At 42.2% G+C, this 18774-nt stretch carries 16 protein-coding genes; 6 read left to right on the top strand and 10 right to left on the bottom strand.

The annotated features are described in order from the left end of the window. Positions 1 to 238: 238 nt before the first annotated feature. The 7 genes from ACFSKL_RS01110 to ACFSKL_RS01080 all read right to left on the bottom strand — a co-directional run bounded on the left by ACFSKL_RS01110 (position 239) and on the right by ACFSKL_RS01080 (position 7561). Positions 239 to 841, bottom strand: a complete 603-nt coding sequence (locus ACFSKL_RS01110; protein ID WP_376882599.1) for a porin family protein — start codon at positions 839 to 841, stop codon at positions 239 to 241. A 103-nt stretch (positions 842 to 944) separates the two neighbouring features. Continuing rightward, positions 945 to 2018: an alanine racemase gene (locus ACFSKL_RS01105; RefSeq protein WP_376882597.1), complete on the bottom strand. Its 1074-nt coding sequence runs from the start codon at positions 2016 to 2018 to the stop codon at positions 945 to 947. A gap of 7 nt (positions 2019 to 2025) precedes the next feature. Then, entirely contained in the window at positions 2026 to 2466 is a 441-nt protein-coding gene (locus ACFSKL_RS01100; RefSeq protein ID WP_376882594.1) for a GNAT family N-acetyltransferase, read from the bottom strand. 11 nt (positions 2467 to 2477) lie between these two features. Continuing rightward, positions 2478 to 3902: a sodium:solute symporter family protein gene (locus tag ACFSKL_RS01095; RefSeq protein ID WP_376882592.1), complete on the bottom strand. Its 1425-nt coding sequence runs from the start codon at positions 3900 to 3902 to the stop codon at positions 2478 to 2480. A 214-nt stretch (positions 3903 to 4116) separates the two neighbouring features. After that, positions 4117 to 4866, bottom strand: coding sequence for a succinate dehydrogenase/fumarate reductase iron-sulfur subunit (locus tag ACFSKL_RS01090; protein ID WP_376882589.1), 750 nt, complete (start codon positions 4864 to 4866; stop codon positions 4117 to 4119). Between the two features lie 31 nt (positions 4867 to 4897). Further along, positions 4898 to 6832: a fumarate reductase/succinate dehydrogenase flavoprotein subunit gene (locus tag ACFSKL_RS01085; RefSeq protein WP_376882587.1), complete on the bottom strand. Its 1935-nt coding sequence runs from the start codon at positions 6830 to 6832 to the stop codon at positions 4898 to 4900. Between the two features lie 45 nt (positions 6833 to 6877). Next, positions 6878 to 7561, bottom strand: a complete 684-nt coding sequence (locus tag ACFSKL_RS01080; protein ID WP_376882585.1) for a succinate dehydrogenase cytochrome b subunit — start codon at positions 7559 to 7561, stop codon at positions 6878 to 6880. Positions 7562 to 7820: 259 nt separating this feature from the next. Between ACFSKL_RS01080 and ACFSKL_RS01075 the strand changes: the two genes are divergently transcribed. The 4 genes from ACFSKL_RS01075 to fabD are packed head-to-tail and all read left to right on the top strand — an operon-like array spanning position 7821 to position 12600. Beyond that, positions 7821 to 10598: a T9SS type B sorting domain-containing protein gene (locus ACFSKL_RS01075; protein WP_376882582.1), complete on the top strand. Its 2778-nt coding sequence runs from the start codon at positions 7821 to 7823 to the stop codon at positions 10596 to 10598. Then, a complete protein-coding gene (locus ACFSKL_RS01070; protein ID WP_376882579.1) occupies positions 10595 to 11002 on the top strand; it encodes a thiol-disulfide oxidoreductase DCC family protein in 408 nt (135 codons plus the stop codon). Before ACFSKL_RS01075 ends, ACFSKL_RS01070 begins: the two co-directional genes overlap by 4 nt. Before the next feature lie 34 nt (positions 11003 to 11036). Then, positions 11037 to 11666 carry a carbonic anhydrase gene (locus ACFSKL_RS01065; protein WP_376882576.1) on the top strand — a complete coding sequence of 210 codons (630 nt, stop codon included), beginning with the start codon at positions 11037 to 11039 and terminating at the stop codon, positions 11664 to 11666. A 55-nt stretch (positions 11667 to 11721) separates the two neighbouring features. Next, complete coding sequence (gene fabD, locus ACFSKL_RS01060; protein ID WP_376882573.1) at positions 11722 to 12600, top strand: ACP S-malonyltransferase; 879 nt, start codon at positions 11722 to 11724, stop codon at positions 12598 to 12600. A gap of 29 nt (positions 12601 to 12629) precedes the next feature. Here fabD and folK read toward each other — a convergent pair whose 3' ends face one another. Next, a complete protein-coding gene (gene folK, locus ACFSKL_RS01055) occupies positions 12630 to 13112 on the bottom strand; it encodes a 2-amino-4-hydroxy-6-hydroxymethyldihydropteridine diphosphokinase (protein ID WP_376882571.1) in 483 nt (160 codons plus the stop codon). 73 nt (positions 13113 to 13185) lie between these two features. Between folK and sppA the strand changes: the two genes are divergently transcribed. After that, positions 13186 to 14946 carry a signal peptide peptidase SppA gene (gene sppA, locus ACFSKL_RS01050; protein WP_376882569.1) on the top strand — a complete coding sequence of 587 codons (1761 nt, stop codon included), beginning with the start codon at positions 13186 to 13188 and terminating at the stop codon, positions 14944 to 14946. 65 nt (positions 14947 to 15011) lie between these two features. Here sppA and ACFSKL_RS01045 read toward each other — a convergent pair whose 3' ends face one another. Then, positions 15012 to 15896, bottom strand: coding sequence for a flavin reductase family protein (locus ACFSKL_RS01045; protein ID WP_376882567.1), 885 nt, complete (start codon positions 15894 to 15896; stop codon positions 15012 to 15014). A gap of 83 nt (positions 15897 to 15979) precedes the next feature. Between ACFSKL_RS01045 and ACFSKL_RS01040 the strand changes: the two genes are divergently transcribed. Further along, positions 15980 to 16816, top strand: a complete 837-nt coding sequence (locus ACFSKL_RS01040) for an endonuclease/exonuclease/phosphatase family protein (RefSeq protein WP_376882564.1) — start codon at positions 15980 to 15982, stop codon at positions 16814 to 16816. 49 nt (positions 16817 to 16865) lie between these two features. On the opposite strand, the gene ACFSKL_RS01035 is transcribed toward ACFSKL_RS01040, so the two are convergent. Then, positions 16866 to 18758 carry a TIGR00341 family protein gene (locus ACFSKL_RS01035; protein WP_376882562.1) on the bottom strand — a complete coding sequence of 631 codons (1893 nt, stop codon included), beginning with the start codon at positions 18756 to 18758 and terminating at the stop codon, positions 16866 to 16868. Between the last annotated feature and the right edge of the window lie 16 nt (positions 18759 to 18774).

The raw sequence follows: 18774 nt of genomic DNA, 5'->3' as shown, positions 1-18774 counted from the left end.
AAACGGCAACCTACTTCACTTTTTCAATCCGCAATATCCCAATATTACTTCATAAAAAAGTTCGCACCTTCTTTTCGTAGTTCTCACCATTTAAAACCGTTTTGGCAAAGTGAGAATAGTCGAACTCAGGTTATAAAGTCACTTCTTTCCCAAGGTGCAACATTGCGGATACTCATATAAAAAAAAGCTGCCCAATTCACATTGGACAGCTTTTTTTTATATCAAATCAGGTTTTGGATTAGAAACTATATCCCAAAGAGACTTTGAAACCTCTGTTGTAAATCTTGGCATCAGAATCCTTAAACACCGGGGAAGTCCCGAAATCATAACTTCCCTGAAGGTTGATTCCTTTAGGCAAATTGTAACCCAAACCTACCACAAATCCAAGATCTGTCTTAGTAATGGCATCCGTGTCATACGAGAAGGAACTTCCAAAGAAATCACCTTCAAACTTAGAAGACATCAAAAAGGATGCTTGGGGACCACCAAAGATATTCAAACCGTCAGTAACGTAAAGCCTAAGCAACAATGGCACATCAATATAATTCAATACCGCTCTTGTATTTGCAAAATCGTCATTTTGAGTACCTTTTACGGAATAGTAAGCCCCTGGCTCCAAAGCTATCCTTGATCCCAAGAATAGGTTAGTGTAGACACCTGCATGGAATCCAGCCCTGTTTGTGTAGTCATTGTTTGAGGCATCATCGCCTCCAAAATTGAAAAAGTTGACACCACCACGAACTCCGAATCCACCAGCTGCATCACTTCTCTGTACACTCTGTGCCTGAATTTCTAATGAAAACAAGGCAATAACTGCTAATAATAAAATTGACTTTTTCATAGTAAATAATAATTGGTTATTTGCCGGAATAGATACGAAGATCATGCCAAAAAAAACAAAGACATGATTGCCTCTATTTAGCTATCCCAAAAACAACTCACCATCAACTACTTACTTTCTTATCCACATAGCTTGAATTCATGATGCCCAATGCCCCCATATATTTGAGGCTGAATTTTACCAAATCCCCTACCTTATAGTTTTTGGGATTGAGCCCCAGGTTCAGGATGATCATATCAGAACTGGCTCCCAGAATCTCGAATTCCCCATCTTCGGGGATCAGGTATTTGGGATCTACGTCCAATAAACCTATATCCAAAATGGCCCTAAAAGATGATTTACCATATAGAGATTCATCTATCTCTATCACTTCCCCCTGGGGATTTGCTGCCAATGCTCCGGAAGGCAACAAAGGCTTCTCCTGCATCTCTATGATCTCTGCATACAGCTCAAACACGTCTCCATGCATCCCTTCTATTATTTTCTCTTCAAAGAGATCTACACCAAAATACAGGGTTTCTCCAATCCTAAAGTGGTTTACCCCCTTAGGAAGCTGCTGATGGAGCATCAATGGGATCGTCACAGACGTCCCTGCGGAAACCCAAGGAATCTCAATATTGAATTTTAATTCTATGATTTGCTTATAAAGGGATAGCTGGATCAATTTGTCCGAAGAAGGCATGACGCCATTCAGACAGTTGAGGTTGGTTCCAAGCCCTACTATCTGGATGTTTGGCAGCTCGAAAATCTTCGCATAAAAATCAATCAAATGGTCTCCCATCACCCCTTCCCGTAAATCACCAGTCTCCACCATGATGATGATCTTATGCATTTTTTTCTGCTTGACTGCCTCTTCACTGATCCAGCGGATTGTGGTCAACTCACTGTTGAGACTGACATCTGCATACCTGACCATTTTCTCAATATTCCTCATGGAGGCAGGTTTGATATAGACCGTCTGGATATCTGGGTTGATTTCTTTTATCTTGGCAAGGTTGCTTATCCTTGAGTCATGGATTTCTTTCACACCCAAATCCACCAATTCCTTCAGGTAGGTACGGTTTCCACAGAAAAGCTTTGAAACCACTCCCCATGAAATATCATTCTCCTCAAACAACTCCTTTAGATAATTGAAGTTTTGCTTTAATTTCTCTCTGTGTAAATTTAAAAATGCCATTTTGTATTTATTTTGCCAACCTCATTTCTAGGTACTTATTGGTGAAACCAAGGCTTTCATATAATTTTCTCGCAGGGTTATCCGGTTCTACATGCAATGCAATGTTCCCATTTGCCATATCTATTGCCGTCTTCATCAATTTCTTGCCTACACCTTTCCCCCGTTGGGAAGCGTCTACAGCTATATATACCAGGATATTCTCAGGAATATACCCAGACATCCCAGTTCTGTTCATGATGACGGCTCCGACCATTTTGCCTTCTTCCCTGGCCATCACGGTAAATCCACCCTTGTCTACAGCTTGATCCAACGCATAGTCCAAACATTTCATAATATCTGCATGCGGATCTCCATATTGCTCCAAATGGGTGAACAAGAAGTCTGCAATTTCTTTTTTTTGTAAATAGGTCGCATGATCGATTGCTGAAAGTGTTTCTATATTTATCATTTTTTATAATTTTATTTCGAAAATTTCATTTTTTTGACTTTATATATAAGCAAAAATATTGCTAAAGAAGATAAAACACCGAAAAAGTTCGGGTCTAGCTCTAAAGGCATGGTGATTCCCGCCAAGCCCAAACCTCCTGTCACAGAACCTCCCACGAGCATCGCCCCAAGGGCTGCATCAGGATCTTTCATATCTGTGAACAAGCCAAACAGGACCGGAATCAAAAGCCCAGACACCATAAAAGCATAGGAATATAACATCAGCTCCAGCACATTTGTCATCTGTAAAGCAACAAATAGGGCTATGCCACCCAATGCAAGGGTGAATAATTGAGAATACCTGATCTGCAATTTCTCACTTTTATTGCCTAGCCATTTCCCGAAAATATCAGTGCTCAAATTGCCAGAGGCAGCCATCAGACAAGAATCAGCCGTCGACAATACTGCCGAAAAATAAGCTGCCATCATCAAGCCCAACAGGCCCGAAGGCAGGATGGTCCTCAGCAATATCGGCAAGCCCATTTCTGGATCCAGGGTTTCCAAATCAAAGATCAACAGCCCCTGCTCGAACGCCACGCGTGACAACAAGCCAAGAGAAACACCCATAAATGCCATAATGGGCCATTCAAATAACCCTGCGATGAACCATGCCTTCTTGGCAGAAGCCGTATCTCTACTCGCAAAGATCCGCTGATACAATGTCATCCCTATAAACCAGATTGGTAGGATCGTAATCCCCCAATTTGCAAAATCCTGCCACCTCAAATTGGTCAAAGTAAAAAACTCATCCGGTAAAGTGCCTCGAATCACTTCCCAGCCACCTACATGGAAATAGGCTATGGGCAAACCAATAAAAATAAATCCCAGCATCAAAATGATCCATTGTACTGTATCTGTATAGATCACTGCCTTCAACCCACCCAATACGGTATAAATAACGGCTATAGCCCCCATGATCCATAAAGCTGTCCCTATATCCAATTCCTCAAATGTTCCTGAAGCGAGCTTGGCACCAGCCAGAAGCTGTGATGATGTGAATCCCAAATAGCCAACCAAACAGATAACGGCGGCTACGACTCCTACTTTTTTGTCAAAAAGATATTTGAAGATTTGGGGAAAAGTATAAAATCCAGCAAAAGCCTTGTCCTGCTTGACGCGTGGGATCAAAAAAACTGCTGCAAGCCAGGCTCCCAGCAAACCAGTAAAAAGCATCCAACTCCCGGAAAGGCCCATCATAAACCCTAAGCCTCCAAGCCCTACGGAAAACCCACCACCTACATCGGTGGCTACTACCGAAAGCCCTATGTGCCAACTTCCTATATCCCTTCCTCCAACATAATAATCATCTTGATTCTTATTCTTACGCATGAAGTAGTATCCTACTCCCAGCATAATCAACATGTACCCGACAAATATGCCTAGGTCTATGTAATGCATCTATTCCCTTTCTTCTAGATTAACAATTATTTATTTAATGGTAATTTTCAAAGATACAGATATTTGAATTAGTCTAAAAGACAGAATTGATCTAATTTAAACAATACATGAATATTGAAAAATAAGATTCATATAGTTATAAAAAACAAAAAGAGCCGGACGAACCAGCTCTTTTTATTGGATTGAATAAATTATTTTTTTTCTCAAAAGCAACTTAGACATTGTCACTGCTCAGAACAGCCGAGAAATACTCTCTGTTCATACGGGCAATGTTGGTTATACTGATCCCTTTCGGACATTCAGCCTCACAAGCACCAGTATTGGTACAGGCGCCGAATCCTTCAGCATCCATTTGCGCTACCATTTTTTCCGCCCTCACTTTTCTTTCTACCTGTCCCTGTGGCAATAATGCCAACTGGGAAATTTTGGCAGATGTAAACAGCATGGCAGAGGCATTCTTACAAGCTGCCACGCATGCACCACAACCTATACATTCCGCTGCATCCATTGCCAAATCAGCGATTGACTTTGGAATCGGAATCTCATTGGCATCCGGCACACCGCCTGTGTTCACAGACACATAGCCACCAGCCTGGATAATCCTATCAAATGCACCCCTGTCGACTACCAAATCTTTCAAAACAGGGAAAGACTTTGCTCTCCATGGTTCGATTGTAATCACATCCCCATCCTTAAACGACCTCATGTGCAACTGACAAGTTGTAGTTTGCTGAGGACCGTGTGGTTTCCCATCGATATATAAGGAACACATCCCGCATATCCCTTCTCTACAATCATGATCAAAATGAACTGGGTCTTCACCTTTGGTGGACAATTGTTCATTCAGCACATCCAGCATTTCCAAGAAAGACATATCTTCCGAAATGTCAGAAATTTTATATTCCTTCAATCCACCTTTGTCGGTGTTGTTTTTCTGTCTCCAGATTTTTAAGGTTAAATTCATAGCTCTGATGAGTTTAATGCTTTTTTTAAAATTACTTGTAACTTCTTTGGGTCAACTTCACATTCTCGAATACAAGAGGCTCTTTATTCAATTCTTCCTCAAGATCTTCACCCAAGTACTTCCATGCAGAAACAAACGCAAAGTTTTCATCATCCCTGAGTGCCTCCCCTTCTGGAGTTTGATACTCCTCACGGAAATGACCTCCACAAGATTCATTTCTATTCAATGCGTCATCCACCATCAATTCTCCCAGTTCTATAAAGTCAGCTACTCTATTCGCTTTTTCCAACGACTGGTTCAATTCTTCGTTTGCACCCAATACGTTCACATTGGTCCAAAATTCCTTTTTCAATTCCTTGATCATGGCTTTGGCTTTGGTCAAGCCTTCGGCTGTCCTCGCCATACCACAATATTCCCACATGATTTTCCCCAACTTCTTGTGGTAGAAATCCACTGTTTTGTCTCCTTTGATTCCCAATAGCTTCTGCAACCTATCAGACACTTCTTTTTCGGCTTTCTTGAATTCAGGATGCTCAGCTGATATCCTATCAATAGGATTCTGTGCCAAATAATCCCCAATAGTGTAAGGGATCACAAAATATCCATCTGCCAAACCCTGCATCAATGCAGATGCACCAAGCCTGTTTGCCCCATGGTCAGAGAAATTAGCTTCTCCCAATGCATAAAGTCCAGGGATAGTCGTCATCAAGTTGTAATCAACCCAAAGGCCTCCCATGGTATAGTGCACCGCAGGGTATATCATCATCGGTACTTGATATGGATTATCTCCGGTAATCTGCTGGTACATATCAAACAGGTTGCCGTACTTTGCCCTTATCGTCGCTTCCCCATCTCTTTTGATAGCATCCCTGAAATCCAAAAATACAGCCTCTCCTGTTTCATTCACCCCTCTGCCTTCATCACACACATATTTGGCATTTCTGGAAGCCACATCACGGGGAACCAAGTTACCGAATGAAGGATATTTTCTCTCCAAATAGTAATCCCTGTCCTCTTCTTTGATATCATTTACTTTGATCAGGCCTTTTCTCAATTTTTCGGCAGTCTCCACTGTAGCAGGAACCCATACCCTTCCATCATTTCTTAGGGATTCAGACATCAAAGTCAACTTTGACTGATGGTCTCCCGAGACAGGGATACATGTTGGGTGGATCTGCGTGAAGGAAGGGTTTGCAAAGAATGCCCCTTTCTTGTGCGCTCTCCAAGCCGCGGTCACATTAGACCCCATTGCATTGGTAGAGAGGAAAAATACGTTTCCATAACCACCAGTACACAACAATACCGCATGGGCACTGTGAGATTCGATAGCTCCTGTGATCAGGTTTCTGGTAACAATACCCCTTGCTTTCCCATCGATCATGACGACGTCCATCATCTCTGTTCTTGGATAAAGCTTCACTTTTCCGTTGGCTACCTGTCTGCTCAATGCAGAATAAGCGCCCAAAAGCAATTGCTGACCTGTCTGTCCTTTTGCATAGAAGGTTCGTGATACTTGCGCCCCACCAAATGACCTGTTGGCCAACAATCCACCATATTCCCTTGCAAATGGCACCCCTTGGGCTACACACTGGTCAATAATATTGACAGAAACCTGTGCTAGACGGTGAACATTGCCTTCTCTTGCCCTATAATCTCCACCTTTGATGGTATCATAAAACAATCTGTAAACAGAATCACCATCATTCTGGTAGTTTTTGGCGGCATTGATACCACCTTGTGCTGCGATGGAATGTGCCCTTCTGGGACTGTCTTGGAAGCAGAACGCTTTTACATTGTAGCCAAGCTCAGCCAAAGAAGCTGCTGCAGATGCTCCCGCAAGTCCAGTACCTACTACAATTACATCATATTTTCTTTTGTTGGCCGGGTTGACCAACTTTACATTAAATTTATGTTTGGTCCATTTTTCTGCCAATGGCCCTTCAGGTATTTTAGAATCAAGTATCATCGATTTGTTGATTTTAATTTCATTAATCAATTAACAATATTTTGGCTACTGGTTTTGAAAAAACATCACCAAGGGGATCAATGCAAACAATGCAGGGACCAAGATCGAAAACACCAAACCGACTTTTCTGATCAGCGGTGAATATTTGACATGATTCAAGCCCAAGGTCTGGAATGCACTAGCAAAACCATGTGATAAATGGAAAGCCAAAAATCCCATACTCAAAACATAAAATGCAACGTAGAAAATATTGCTGTAAGCTGCAGATACAATCGCATAGACGTCTTTGAAGTCTACCCCATCATAGCTTGCCATTGGCATTGTGCCAAATTTGACTTCGTAATAGAACCCTTTGAGGTGGACTAAAATAAATATCAAAAGGAGAGTCCCCAGTATCCCCATGTTCCTTGAAGCCCAAGCACTGTTGGTGGACGCTTTGGTCACAGCATAATCTATAGGCCTTGACTTTTTGTTATGCTTAGTCAATAAGATCGAATAGATTACGTGTATCAATATAAAGGCAAAATTGCCAATTGACACCGCTTTGATCAATGGATTACTGGCCATGTTGGCCGCATATTTGTTGAATGCTTCTCCACCATCGGGAAGTAATAACTGAAGATTCCCCGCCAAATGTACCACCAAGAATAAAATCAGGAATAATCCAGTGAGAGCCATCAATAATTTTCGGCCCAGAGTGCTGCTTAAGGTCTTAGATACCCAACTCATATTTTTAAATTAAATGTAGAATGTTTACAGATTATACTTTGGGGTCAAATTTACATTCGGAAAGCTTAGCAAACAATCAAAGCCTAATCGTTTAAACTTATTTTAAAACGTTCTAAATAACCCTCCAAAACAACATTGTAAGCCTAGATTTTGACGTAATATTAACCAAGTGAGTAATTTTATTGTTTGAATAAATGATAATAATTTCTCCTTCCTTTAGTTATTTTCGTATATCTTGTAATTGTTAAGTCAGACATCCATGAAAATCAGATATTTACTTTTATTAGCCATTTCTCTTTTAGTCGTAAATATTCATCAGGCTCTTGCGACACATATACGAGCTGGTGAAATAATCGCAGAGAGAGTTTCCACCCAAACCCTTACCTACCGGATAACAGTCGTAGGTTACACAGATACGCGATCCAATGTGATCTTCGGCCCAGGCACCATCAACTTTGGTGATGGTAGGGAAGTAGCTCTCAATACCGAGAGTGATATCGTATTGGTAGAGCCTTTGGGGAATCAGATCGAAAAAAACACTTTCGTAGTCACCCACACTTACCAAGGTCCTGGGCAATACACCATCCGATTCAAGGAATTCAACAGAAATGACAATACCCTCAACATGGCCCAGTCCGTGGACACACCTTTTTATGTGGAAACGATGATTCGGATAGATCCTTTTCTGGGGGTAAACAACTCACCTGTACTGACTATACCACCAGTAGACAATGGTGGGGTAAACATCAGGTATATACACAATCCCGGTGCCTATGATCCCGACGGGGACAGTTTGGCTTATGTCATGGACATCCCAAAGCAGGATTTCCAAAGGACTGTAAACAACTATAGGAGTCCGGCAAGTTCGGAATTCAGCTTCAACAGGGAAGATGGAGGCACTCCCCCATTCCTGACCCTAGACCCTGTAACCGGTGATTTGGTATGGGATGCGCCGGGTTTGGCAGGACAATTCAATGTCGCTTTTAGAATAGAAGAATACAGGAAGATTGATGGGGAGTTTAGGCTGATTGGCTATGTGGTTCGTGACATGCAGATCATTATAGAGAACACCAACAACCAGCGCCCTGAACTGGTCATGCCGGAAGACCTCTGCGTAGTGGCAGGTACCAATATAGAAGAGATCATCCAAGGCAGTGATCCTGATGGGGATCAGATCAAAATAGAAGTATTTGGCGGTCCTATGGAAATTTTGACGTCCAAAGCAACTTATTCCCCAGAATCCGTATTCCAGCCCAGCCCAGGCATCGTCAACTTCAATTGGCAGACGGTCTGCAACCATGTACAGGAAACCCCATACCAGGTAAGGGTTAGGATCACAGATCGTCCGAGCTCCGGGCCGGCATTGGTAGACATCAAAACTTGGAACATCAGGGTAATCGGGCCACCTCCAATCATAGACGATATAGAACAGCAAGCCGGCAGAACTGTAGAATTGAATTGGGATCCCTATTCATGCGCCAATTCAGCTGAGACGATGCAGATATGGAGAAGGCTCAACAGTGATCCTTACGAACCTGATTCTTGTGAGACGGGAGTCAGGGCCGGTTATGAATTGATCGGCACGACAGACATGTCGACGACAAGTTTCATAGATAACAACAACGATGCAGGCTTAGCTCCAGGTAACACCTACTGTTACCGCTTGGTTGCGGCATTTCCTGCACCTAGATTGGGGGAAAGCATTCCCTCAGAAGAATTTTGTGTGACAATAGATGTCGATGTTCCGCTGATCACCAATGTAAGTGTGGAAGAAACGGACGAGCAGAACGGTGAGATTTTCATCAAATGGACACCTCCATACGATATTGATTCGGAACAATTCCCTGGTCCATTCACCTATGAACTGATCAGGAGCGAAGGGTTTACTGGAAATCAGGGTCGAGTTTCGATTGCCTCCACTACGGACACCTTGTTTACAGATACTGGCCTGAACACCCAAAATCTTGTCTACAATTATAAAGTAATCTTAAAGGAGCAAAATACCACCATAGACAGTTCCACTATCGCATCATCTGTAAGGATAGACCCAGTGATCATCAATGAGGCCATCGAATTAAATTGGACATTCAATGTACCATGGAATAATGCAGTCGGCCAATTTAGGCATGAAGTATACAGAAACAGGACTGATTCAGATGCGCAGGATACTGAAAACTTCACCCTGATAGCTGAAGTAGACGTCACAAGCAATGGATTCACCTATTTTGACGATGGGAGCCACAATGGTGTACCACTTCGAAAAGAAATCGAATATTGCTACTATGTGGTGACCAAGGGATCCTACAATGTGGATCTATTGACCTATCCTTTGGAAAACAAAAGCCAGATCACCTGTGCAAGACCTGATGACAACAGCCTTCCCTGTCCACCTGTCTTGACTTTTGAGGGACCTGATTGCGCTTCCTATCTGGAGGACAAAGCCTGTGGGTTCAATTCCTATGTACATGATTTGAGTTGGGAGCCTGATTTCTCTGGAGATTGTGATGATGAACTGAGCAGTTACAGACTATATTTCAGCCCTGAGGGTGAAGAAGGTAATTTCACCTTGGTGGAAACATACTCCGCACTGAACAGCACAGCTAGAATCACAAATTTGCCTGACTTCAAAGGATGCTATTACATTACAGCAGTAGATAGGTCCGGGAATGAAAGTGAGCCAAGCAACATTGTATGTGTGGACAATTGCCCAAATTACGAACTTCCAAATGCATTTACCCCCAATGGAGATGGGATCAATGAGACATTCATGGCATTTGACAATCCATTCCCGAAATGCCCCAGATTCGTCGAAGGGGTTGAAATATTTATAGTAAACAGATGGGGGACAGAAGTATTTAGCTATAACAGCTTCACTGCCAATGAATCTGACATATACATCAGGTGGGATGGGACAGACAAGAACGGTAAGGAGCTTCCCGCAGGCACTTATTTCTACAGTGCTGTAATCAGGTTTGACACGCTAGACCCTGCCCTGAGAGAACAAAAACGAAAAGGTACAGTTCAAATTATTAGATGAGAATTCAAGACAAATACAGTATAGTCCTATTTGATGGAGTTTGTAACCTCTGCAACAACGCAATTGATTTCATTATCAGAAATGACAAAAACGATAATTTTAAAGTAGGTGCGCTCCAGGATGAAGCTGTCAAAAAGATTCTCTCTGATTATACCATAGACGAAGAATACTTGGACTCCCTTGTCTTGATCCAAGGTGATGAGGTATATTACAAAAGCACCGCTGCCCTCAAGATCGGCAAGGAATTAGGTGGGTTTTGGAAACTGTTTTATGTGGGGATGATTTTGCCCAGATCCCTACGGGATTCTATATATGACTGGGTGGCTAAGAACAGGTACAAATGGTACGGAAAAAAGGAAACCTGTAGGTTGCCTACAGCGGAAGAAAAAGCAAAATTCCTGTAAAAATTAAATATACAACGATAAACCAATCAAATCAATGGACATTTCAAAAGTATTTGAGAACAACGAAAAGTGGATTGAAAGCAAACTTGAAAAAGACCCTAATTATTTCAAAGAATTGGCAAAAGGCCAAAATCCAGACATATTGTATGTTGGATGTTCGGACAGCAGGGTGACCGCAGAGGATTTGATGGGGGTACAGCCAGGGGATGTTTTTGTACATAGGAACATTGCCAATATGGTGATCAGCATAGATCTCAATGTCATGTCTGTGTTGAATTATGCGGTAGACAACCTGAAAGTCGACCATGTAGTGATTTGTGGGCATTATGAATGTGGTGGTGTAAAAGCCGCTATGAATGCTGCAGATTTGGGAATATTGAACCCTTGGCTGAGAAACATCAGGGATGTATATAGAATCCACAGGGAAGAACTCAATTCGATTGCCGACGAATCAGCAAGATACAACAGGCTCGTAGAACTGAATGTACAAGAACAATGTGTGAATCTCCTAAAAACTGCAGTAGTTCAGAAAGCTGTCAGGTCTAGGGGAATGAAAGTCCATGGTTGGGTATTTGATGTTTCCAAAGGAAAGCTGATCGATTTAAACTTGGACATCGATCACATCCTGGATGAAATCACAGAAATTTATGATTTGGGAGTTTAAGATTTGCAATAAAATAGAATCGTTATAGTCAACTAATTAGTAAACAGAACCAAAAATGAAAAAAGCATATGTTTTCCCAGGCCAGGGGGCTCAATTTTCGGGCATGGGAAAAGATCTTTATGAAAGCAGTGACCTGGCAAAGGAACTTTTTGAAAAGGCGAATGAAGTACTTGGATTTAGGATAACCGACATTATGTTTGGAGGAAGTGATGAAGAGCTTAAACAGACCAAAGTCACCCAGCCTGCGATATTCATCCATTCAGTCGTATTGGCAAAAACGTCCCCAGACTTTAAGCCAGACATGGTTGCCGGTCACTCATTGGGAGAGTTTTCCGCATTGGTGGCCAATGGCACCCTCGCATTCGAAGATGGCCTTAAATTGGTCTACCAAAGAGCATTGGCTATGCAGGAAGCATGTGAAATCAACCCTTCCGGCATGGCGGCGATTTTGGGATTGGAAGACAAGATAGTCGAGGAGATCTGTCAGTCTATCGAAGGTGAAATCGTGGTGGCGGCAAATTACAACTGCCCGGGACAATTGGTCATCTCAGGGTCAAACAAAGGAATAGAAATAGCCTGCGAAAAAATGAAGGAGGCTGGCGCAAAAAGGGCATTGCCACTTCCTGTTGGTGGTGCATTCCATTCCCCACTGATGGAGCCTGCCAGGGAAAAACTGGAAGCAGCAATAGAAAACACAGTTTTCAACAAGCCATCTTGCCCTGTTTACCAAAACGTGAGTACTGTGGGAGTCAATGATGTGAAAGCCATAAAAGACAATCTTATCGCCCAACTTACAGCCCCAGTAAAATGGACCCAATCCATCCAGCAAATGGTTGCTGACGGCGCTTCTGAATTCGTAGAATGTGGCCCCGGGAAAGTCCTTCAAGGTTTGGTTAAAAAAATCCACCGGGAAGCTGAGGTTTCCAGCATTTAATCCAAAAAGCCCATTCATTTGGGCTTTTTTTATTCAAACCTAAGTACTTTACTATCGTCCCCACATTTTTCCAACAATTCCCTATTGGTAACATGAAACTGTGGATGGACAAAATCCGGAATGACCTCCACCAAAGGAACCAATACAAAACGACGTTTGGAAAGATATGGATGAGGCACTTTCAATTGGGCTTTTTCGATGATTTCATCCGCATAGTAGAGAATATCTATATCCATCGTCCTATTTCCCCACTTTATTTCCCTTTCCCTCCCAAGCTTATCCTCAATTCCCAAAGCGATGTCCAAAACCTGATCAGCTTCAAGACTTGTATCAAACGACAAAACCTGATTTAAATAATCTCCCTCCGATTGCTCCCCCCAAGCCTGTGTTTCATAGATAGAAGAAGCCACTTTCACTTTCCCTAAGCTTTGTTCAAGCATTGATTTTGCTTCAGAAATCAATGCTTTCCTATCTCCCCTATTGCCACCTATGATCAAAATTACCTGCTTCATTTTTCATTTATTCATTTGAAGGTTCAACAATAAAGAAAAAAGCGGTATTTTAGGAACTTAAAATAAAATAAATATGAAATTTCTAGGAAACGTTTTAGCCGTAATCATTGGGCTCTTGATATTTTCGGTGATGAGTTTTTTCATCATTGCAGGTATTGTGGCAATTGCCGCATCTTCTGATAGTGAAGTGGAAATCAAAGAAAATACAGTACTTGTACTCAATCTGGAAGGCAGGACCATCGTAGAAAGAACAAGTGAAGATCAATTCGATTTTAGTTCTCTCCCTGGGTTTGGGGGTGTTGCAAACGTAGGGTTGCTAAACCTGAAAAAAGCCATCTCCACGGCAGCCAAAAACGATAATGTCAAAGGTATTTACTTGAAAGCTGGGATGGTATTCGCCGGACAAGCCATGCTTCAAGAGTTGCGTGAAGAATTGAAAACCTTCAAAGAATCCGGAAAATTCATCGTTTCCTACAGCGAAATCTACACAGAAGGTGGGTACTTCCTAAGCTCCGCTGCGGATGAAATTTACCTTAACCCACTGGGAGGCTTGGAATTCAACGGATTCTCATCCGAAATCATCTTCTTCAAAGGTCTCTTTGAGAAGTTGGAAATCGAACCGGTTATTTTTAGGGTTGGGGAATTCAAGAGTGCCGTCGAGCCATTTTTGCTGGATAAGATGAGTGATGAAAATAGACTACAGACTTCTGTATTTTTAAATGACCTGAATGATTTTGCAATTTCGAAGGTTGCCGAAAGCAGGGGATTGCCTTATGAGCAAGTCCACGAAATAAACAACGAGATGCTCGTACGTAAAAATGCAGATGCGTTGGAACTGAAATTAGTCGATGGATTGTGGTATGAAGATCAGGTAACTGATTTGATAAAGGAAAAACTTGGCTTGGAAGAGGACAAAGACATCAAAACCATCAATGTCACTACGATCAACAAATCTTCCAAGAGCAAAAACAAGCTGTCCAAAAATAAAATAGCTGTCATCGTTGCGCAAGGGGATATTGTCAGCGGTACGGGAGAAGGGGTGATTGCCTCGGAGTCTTTTGTCAAAGAAGTGAACAGGGCAAAAAAAGACGAAAATGTGAAAGCCATCGTGGTAAGGGTAAATTCTCCAGGTGGATCAGCATTGGCATCAGAGGTGATGTGGAGAGCATTGTCAGAGGCAAAAAAGGAAAAACCAGTCATCGCTTCCATGGGTGAGTATGCCGCCTCTGGGGGTTATTACATCTCCGCACCCGCAGACACCATCGTAGCACAACCCAACACCATCACTGGCTCTATCGGTATTTTTGGCCTATGGTTCAATGCCGAAGGATTGATGAAAAACAAACTGGGCTTGACTACTGACGTAGTAAAAACCGGGGAGTTGTCAGATTTCTTGAGCTTCTCTAGAAAGTTGACGGATTTGGAAAAATCAATCTATCAAAGCACCGTAGAAGATGGCTATGACACATTCATATCCCGGGTATCCGAAGGTAGAAACATGAGCAAAGAAGAAGTACTTGCAGTCGCTTCCGGAAGAGTATGGTCTGGGATCCAGGCAAAAGAAAATGGTTTGGTGGATGTGCTGGGCAACTTGGAAGACGCCATAGAAATCGCAGCAAAAAAAGTAGGTGTAGAAGATGATTATAGGATTGTCTATTTCCCTCAAGAAAAACCGTTTATTGAAAAGTTATTGGCTGATTTGACGAATGATGTGCAGACCAGGTATATGCAATATAAGCTTGGGGAATTCTATCCAGCTTATGCCCAGATAGAAAGAATCAAAAAATACCAAGGCTTGATGCTAAGAATGCCTTATGATATAATTGTCGAATAATAAGGAGTAAAAGGAGGAGCAAAATGCTCCTCCTTTTACTTAATTTTCAGAATATTGCTTCAGGTTTACTGCAGCAACACTTTCCATGCATCTTCAATATTGCCAGAGTCCAGCAGGGATTTCGCATGGGTATGCAAATTGAACAGGAGACTTTCTTTGTCATTCTGAAACCTGATTTTCATTTCCTCTATCTCCGGTCTATTGCCATACTCCCAGACATCATCGTCTGATGGCAATTTTTCAATATTCGCAAGCCTTCCCAAATTATTGCCTGTCAAGACAATGCTGTTTTTCACGAACTCCGGAAGCTGATCTACACCAATCCCTTTATTTCTGATGGGTTTTGGGATTTCAAACAATGAGTCCCTAGTGACCCTACAATACCAGTTGCCCCCCATCCTGGCCACAGCATCAAACTTCAGTGGATCAATGGTCCCATTGGAATCCAACACCCTCTCCGCGATATGTGCCATCACCACTTCACAAATAATCAGGTTTCCTGCCCCTCCCTGATCACCAAGGGAAATGATATCCTTAACCAAACATTCGAATGATGCTGGGGCTTCTTTCACCCTAGGTGGCTTTACCTTCATCGAATCCAATTGTGTCAAGCCTGCTTTCACAAATTCATTTACCCCTTTTTCATACTCCGTACTTGCCAAAGACATCTGTTCTACCAATGAAAAATCAACGATATTGATCACAACCTCCTTTACTTGATGGACATTTTCCAAGGTATGTTTCGTGCTGTTGTCCCGAACCCTTCGGGACGGGGAGAATACCAATATCGGTGGATTAGAACTAAATACATTAAAATAACTAAAAGGGCTCAAATTCACATTCCCATCCACATCGATGGTACTCGCAAAAGCTATTGGCCGGGGAGCGATTGCCCCTTGCAAATATGCTTGAAACTCAGCCGCTGAAATTGAATTGGGATCGATGGTCATTTTTTTAAAGTTCTTTTGTTATTTCTTCTTAAATTTAAAAGTAATAAAGAAAACTGAATCTATTCATCAATCCACCCAAACTTATGAAATTCAAAACTGCATTGGTTTTATCTTTATTCTTAGCCATAAGCAATTTTTCCATAGCCCAAAATTATAATTTTGCGACTTACAACATCAGGTTTGACAACCCGAATGATCTGGGCAATCTCTGGAAAGACAGGTCCGTCCATCTATTCAACCTGATCAAATTCCATCAAATGGACATCATCGGCACCCAAGAAGGATTGAAGAACCAATTGGAAGATATCAGTGGATCACTGGGCTTTCCTTATATAGGGTTGAGTAGAGAAGAAGGGGGCGAAAAGGGAGAGTTTTCCGCCATATTTTATAATCCGAAAAAATTCCAACTCCTAGAAGACAATACGTTTTGGCTGTCCACAACACCCCAAATCCCATCCAAAGGTTGGGATGCTTCCCTCAACAGGGTTTGTACCTACGGAAAATTCAAAGATGCAGGTGGACAGGAGTTCTATGTATTCAACATCCATTACGACCATGTTGGACAAAATGCAAGGGAAGAAAGCAGTAAATTGGTCTTGCAAAAGATCGCAAACATCAATACCGGTAATTTGCCCGTAATCTTTATGGGAGATTTTAACATTGACAGCAAAAACCCGGCCTACCAAGCAATCGTCAACTCTGATTTTGAAGATAGTAGAGACACAAGCGTCATCCCCCCATATGGATCAATGGGGACATTCAATGGATTCAATTGGGGCAATACCCCAGAGAATATTATTGATCATATTTTTGTGAATCAGGGGGTGACTGTACACCGTTATGGGATTTTGACTGACAATTACGGAAAGAAGTATCCATCAGACCATTTTCCTGTACTTGTAGAGGTTTCATTTGAGTAGTTCTCCAGAACAGTCTCACCAAGCCCCATTCCCAGTCAGGTTCTTCTCCCTAAAGGCTAACAGCCACAGACAGTTCCAATTCAATCTCTTGGGACAAAATTTCTGCTATTTCATCTTTCACCCTATTCAGATCATCCAAGTCCAATGGGGACTCGGAGACTACTGTTGCCGACAGTTTCAATGGGGCAACTTTGATGACTTTTACGTCCCGCAACACGCCACCTTTGATCTCTTTTCCACTCAGGCTTTGGATGATTTTGTTTTCTTTGACCATTTTGGAAAAACCGAATGCCAATGGGGCAGATATGAGAATCACGAAAAACAATGAGATGGTCAATCCTTTTTTTGCAAGCTTGAAAGGACTGAAACCCAAGAATAAAAACGTAAGGGCTGCCGCCAAAACCATCCCTGCCAAGTTGGTCCCCAACAGCAACAATGCTCCCCAAAAGACCGACCAATCTCCCCAGCCCAATCCGACTCCGGAAACCGCCAAAGGAGGGACTAGGGCCACAGCAATCGCTACGCCTGCCAATGTTTTGGCTACTTCTTTTTTTGCATGGGCATATGCTCCGGCTACCCCTGAGGCGGCCGCTACCCCTAGATCCAACAAATTTGGGCGGATTCTTGCCAAGATCTCGCTATTCATTGTATTCAATGGTGTAAACCATGTGATCAACACTGCAAATAGATACCCAACCCCAAGCCCGAAGCCGATGGTTTTGATACTTTCACTGATCAGCTTATTGTCCTGACGCAATACTCCCATGGCCAATGAAATGATCGGTGACATCAAAGGAGCCAAGATCATAGCCCCGATTATCACAGGGGAAGAATCTCCAAACAATCCAAAAGTGGCAATGATCGTAGACAAAGCCATCAAGACAAGATAGGTAGATTTCAACTTTGCATTCTCTCTCAGAATGGTAAACAGCCACTTAAACTCCTCGGTTGAAGCATGGTTGGTGAATGGCAAAAACCTCTCCAAGAGCTCATTCTTCAGTTCCCCCAAGGGTAAGTTTTGGATCTTGAAAACCTTGCTCTTTTTCACTTTGGCGTCCATTTTCAGGGATTTACCTGGCACGATAGACAAGGCATTTGCGACTACTTCCAATTCAATAGACTTGGCTGACATCAAAACTTCATCAATGGCAAAATTGATTGGTTGGCTACTGCTGATTTCAACCTTGTCTGTTTTTATATGTGCGACATAATCTGGAAGCCTGTTTCTTTTTGAGGATTTGAAAATACTGAAAAACCCAAACTTTATGATCTCCCAAATACTACTCGGTGCAAGGATAAGGCAATGCATCAACCCATCATTGGCATAGGAACCTTCAATGATTCTTCTGGAAAGAATAGAGCTTTGGCCATGTTGGACAACCACCATTCCCAGTGCTGCGGTCTCAATTGGTTTTTCCTTGAACTCACCAGCTTCATTGTTCCAATTTATATTGTAGGGATGTAGCTTGACCCTTCGAAATGAATTCAAGAACCGCTTGATTCTCAATGTTGATTTCGAGAAAAAATTTTTACCCCCATTGATAGCGTACAATAGGCTAAAGGAATTGCCAATCATCAGCTTATTCAAGACGGGCCATCCATTGGCCAAAAGCACATCTACCTCAAAAACTTCCTCTGTAGTCAAAATATTCTCAACCGCAACTTCAAGCTTTGAGGATACCCCAAACCCCTGCCTTGCTTCGACCATCTTGGGGTGGGGCAAAAACCCTATCTTCCAGTGCTTCTCAATGATCACATCAAAAAGCTCCCGCAACTGCTCATCTGACAAATAGGTGACAATGAAATCATTTTCCGAAAACCCATGATTCTTGTGATCCTTGTAAGGAATTGTGATTTTGACATTGTTGCCCAATAGTGGCAGAATCTTTTCTTCCAAAGCATCCACCTGACTTTCATCATAAATAAGCGTAATAGATTTCATAATCTTCCAAAAAAAG

This window comes from Belliella marina, from assembly GCF_042682445.1.
Taxonomy (GTDB): Bacteria; Bacteroidota; Bacteroidia; order Cytophagales; family Cyclobacteriaceae; genus Belliella; species Belliella marina.
This window is presented reverse-complemented; position numbering and strand designations above follow the sequence as displayed.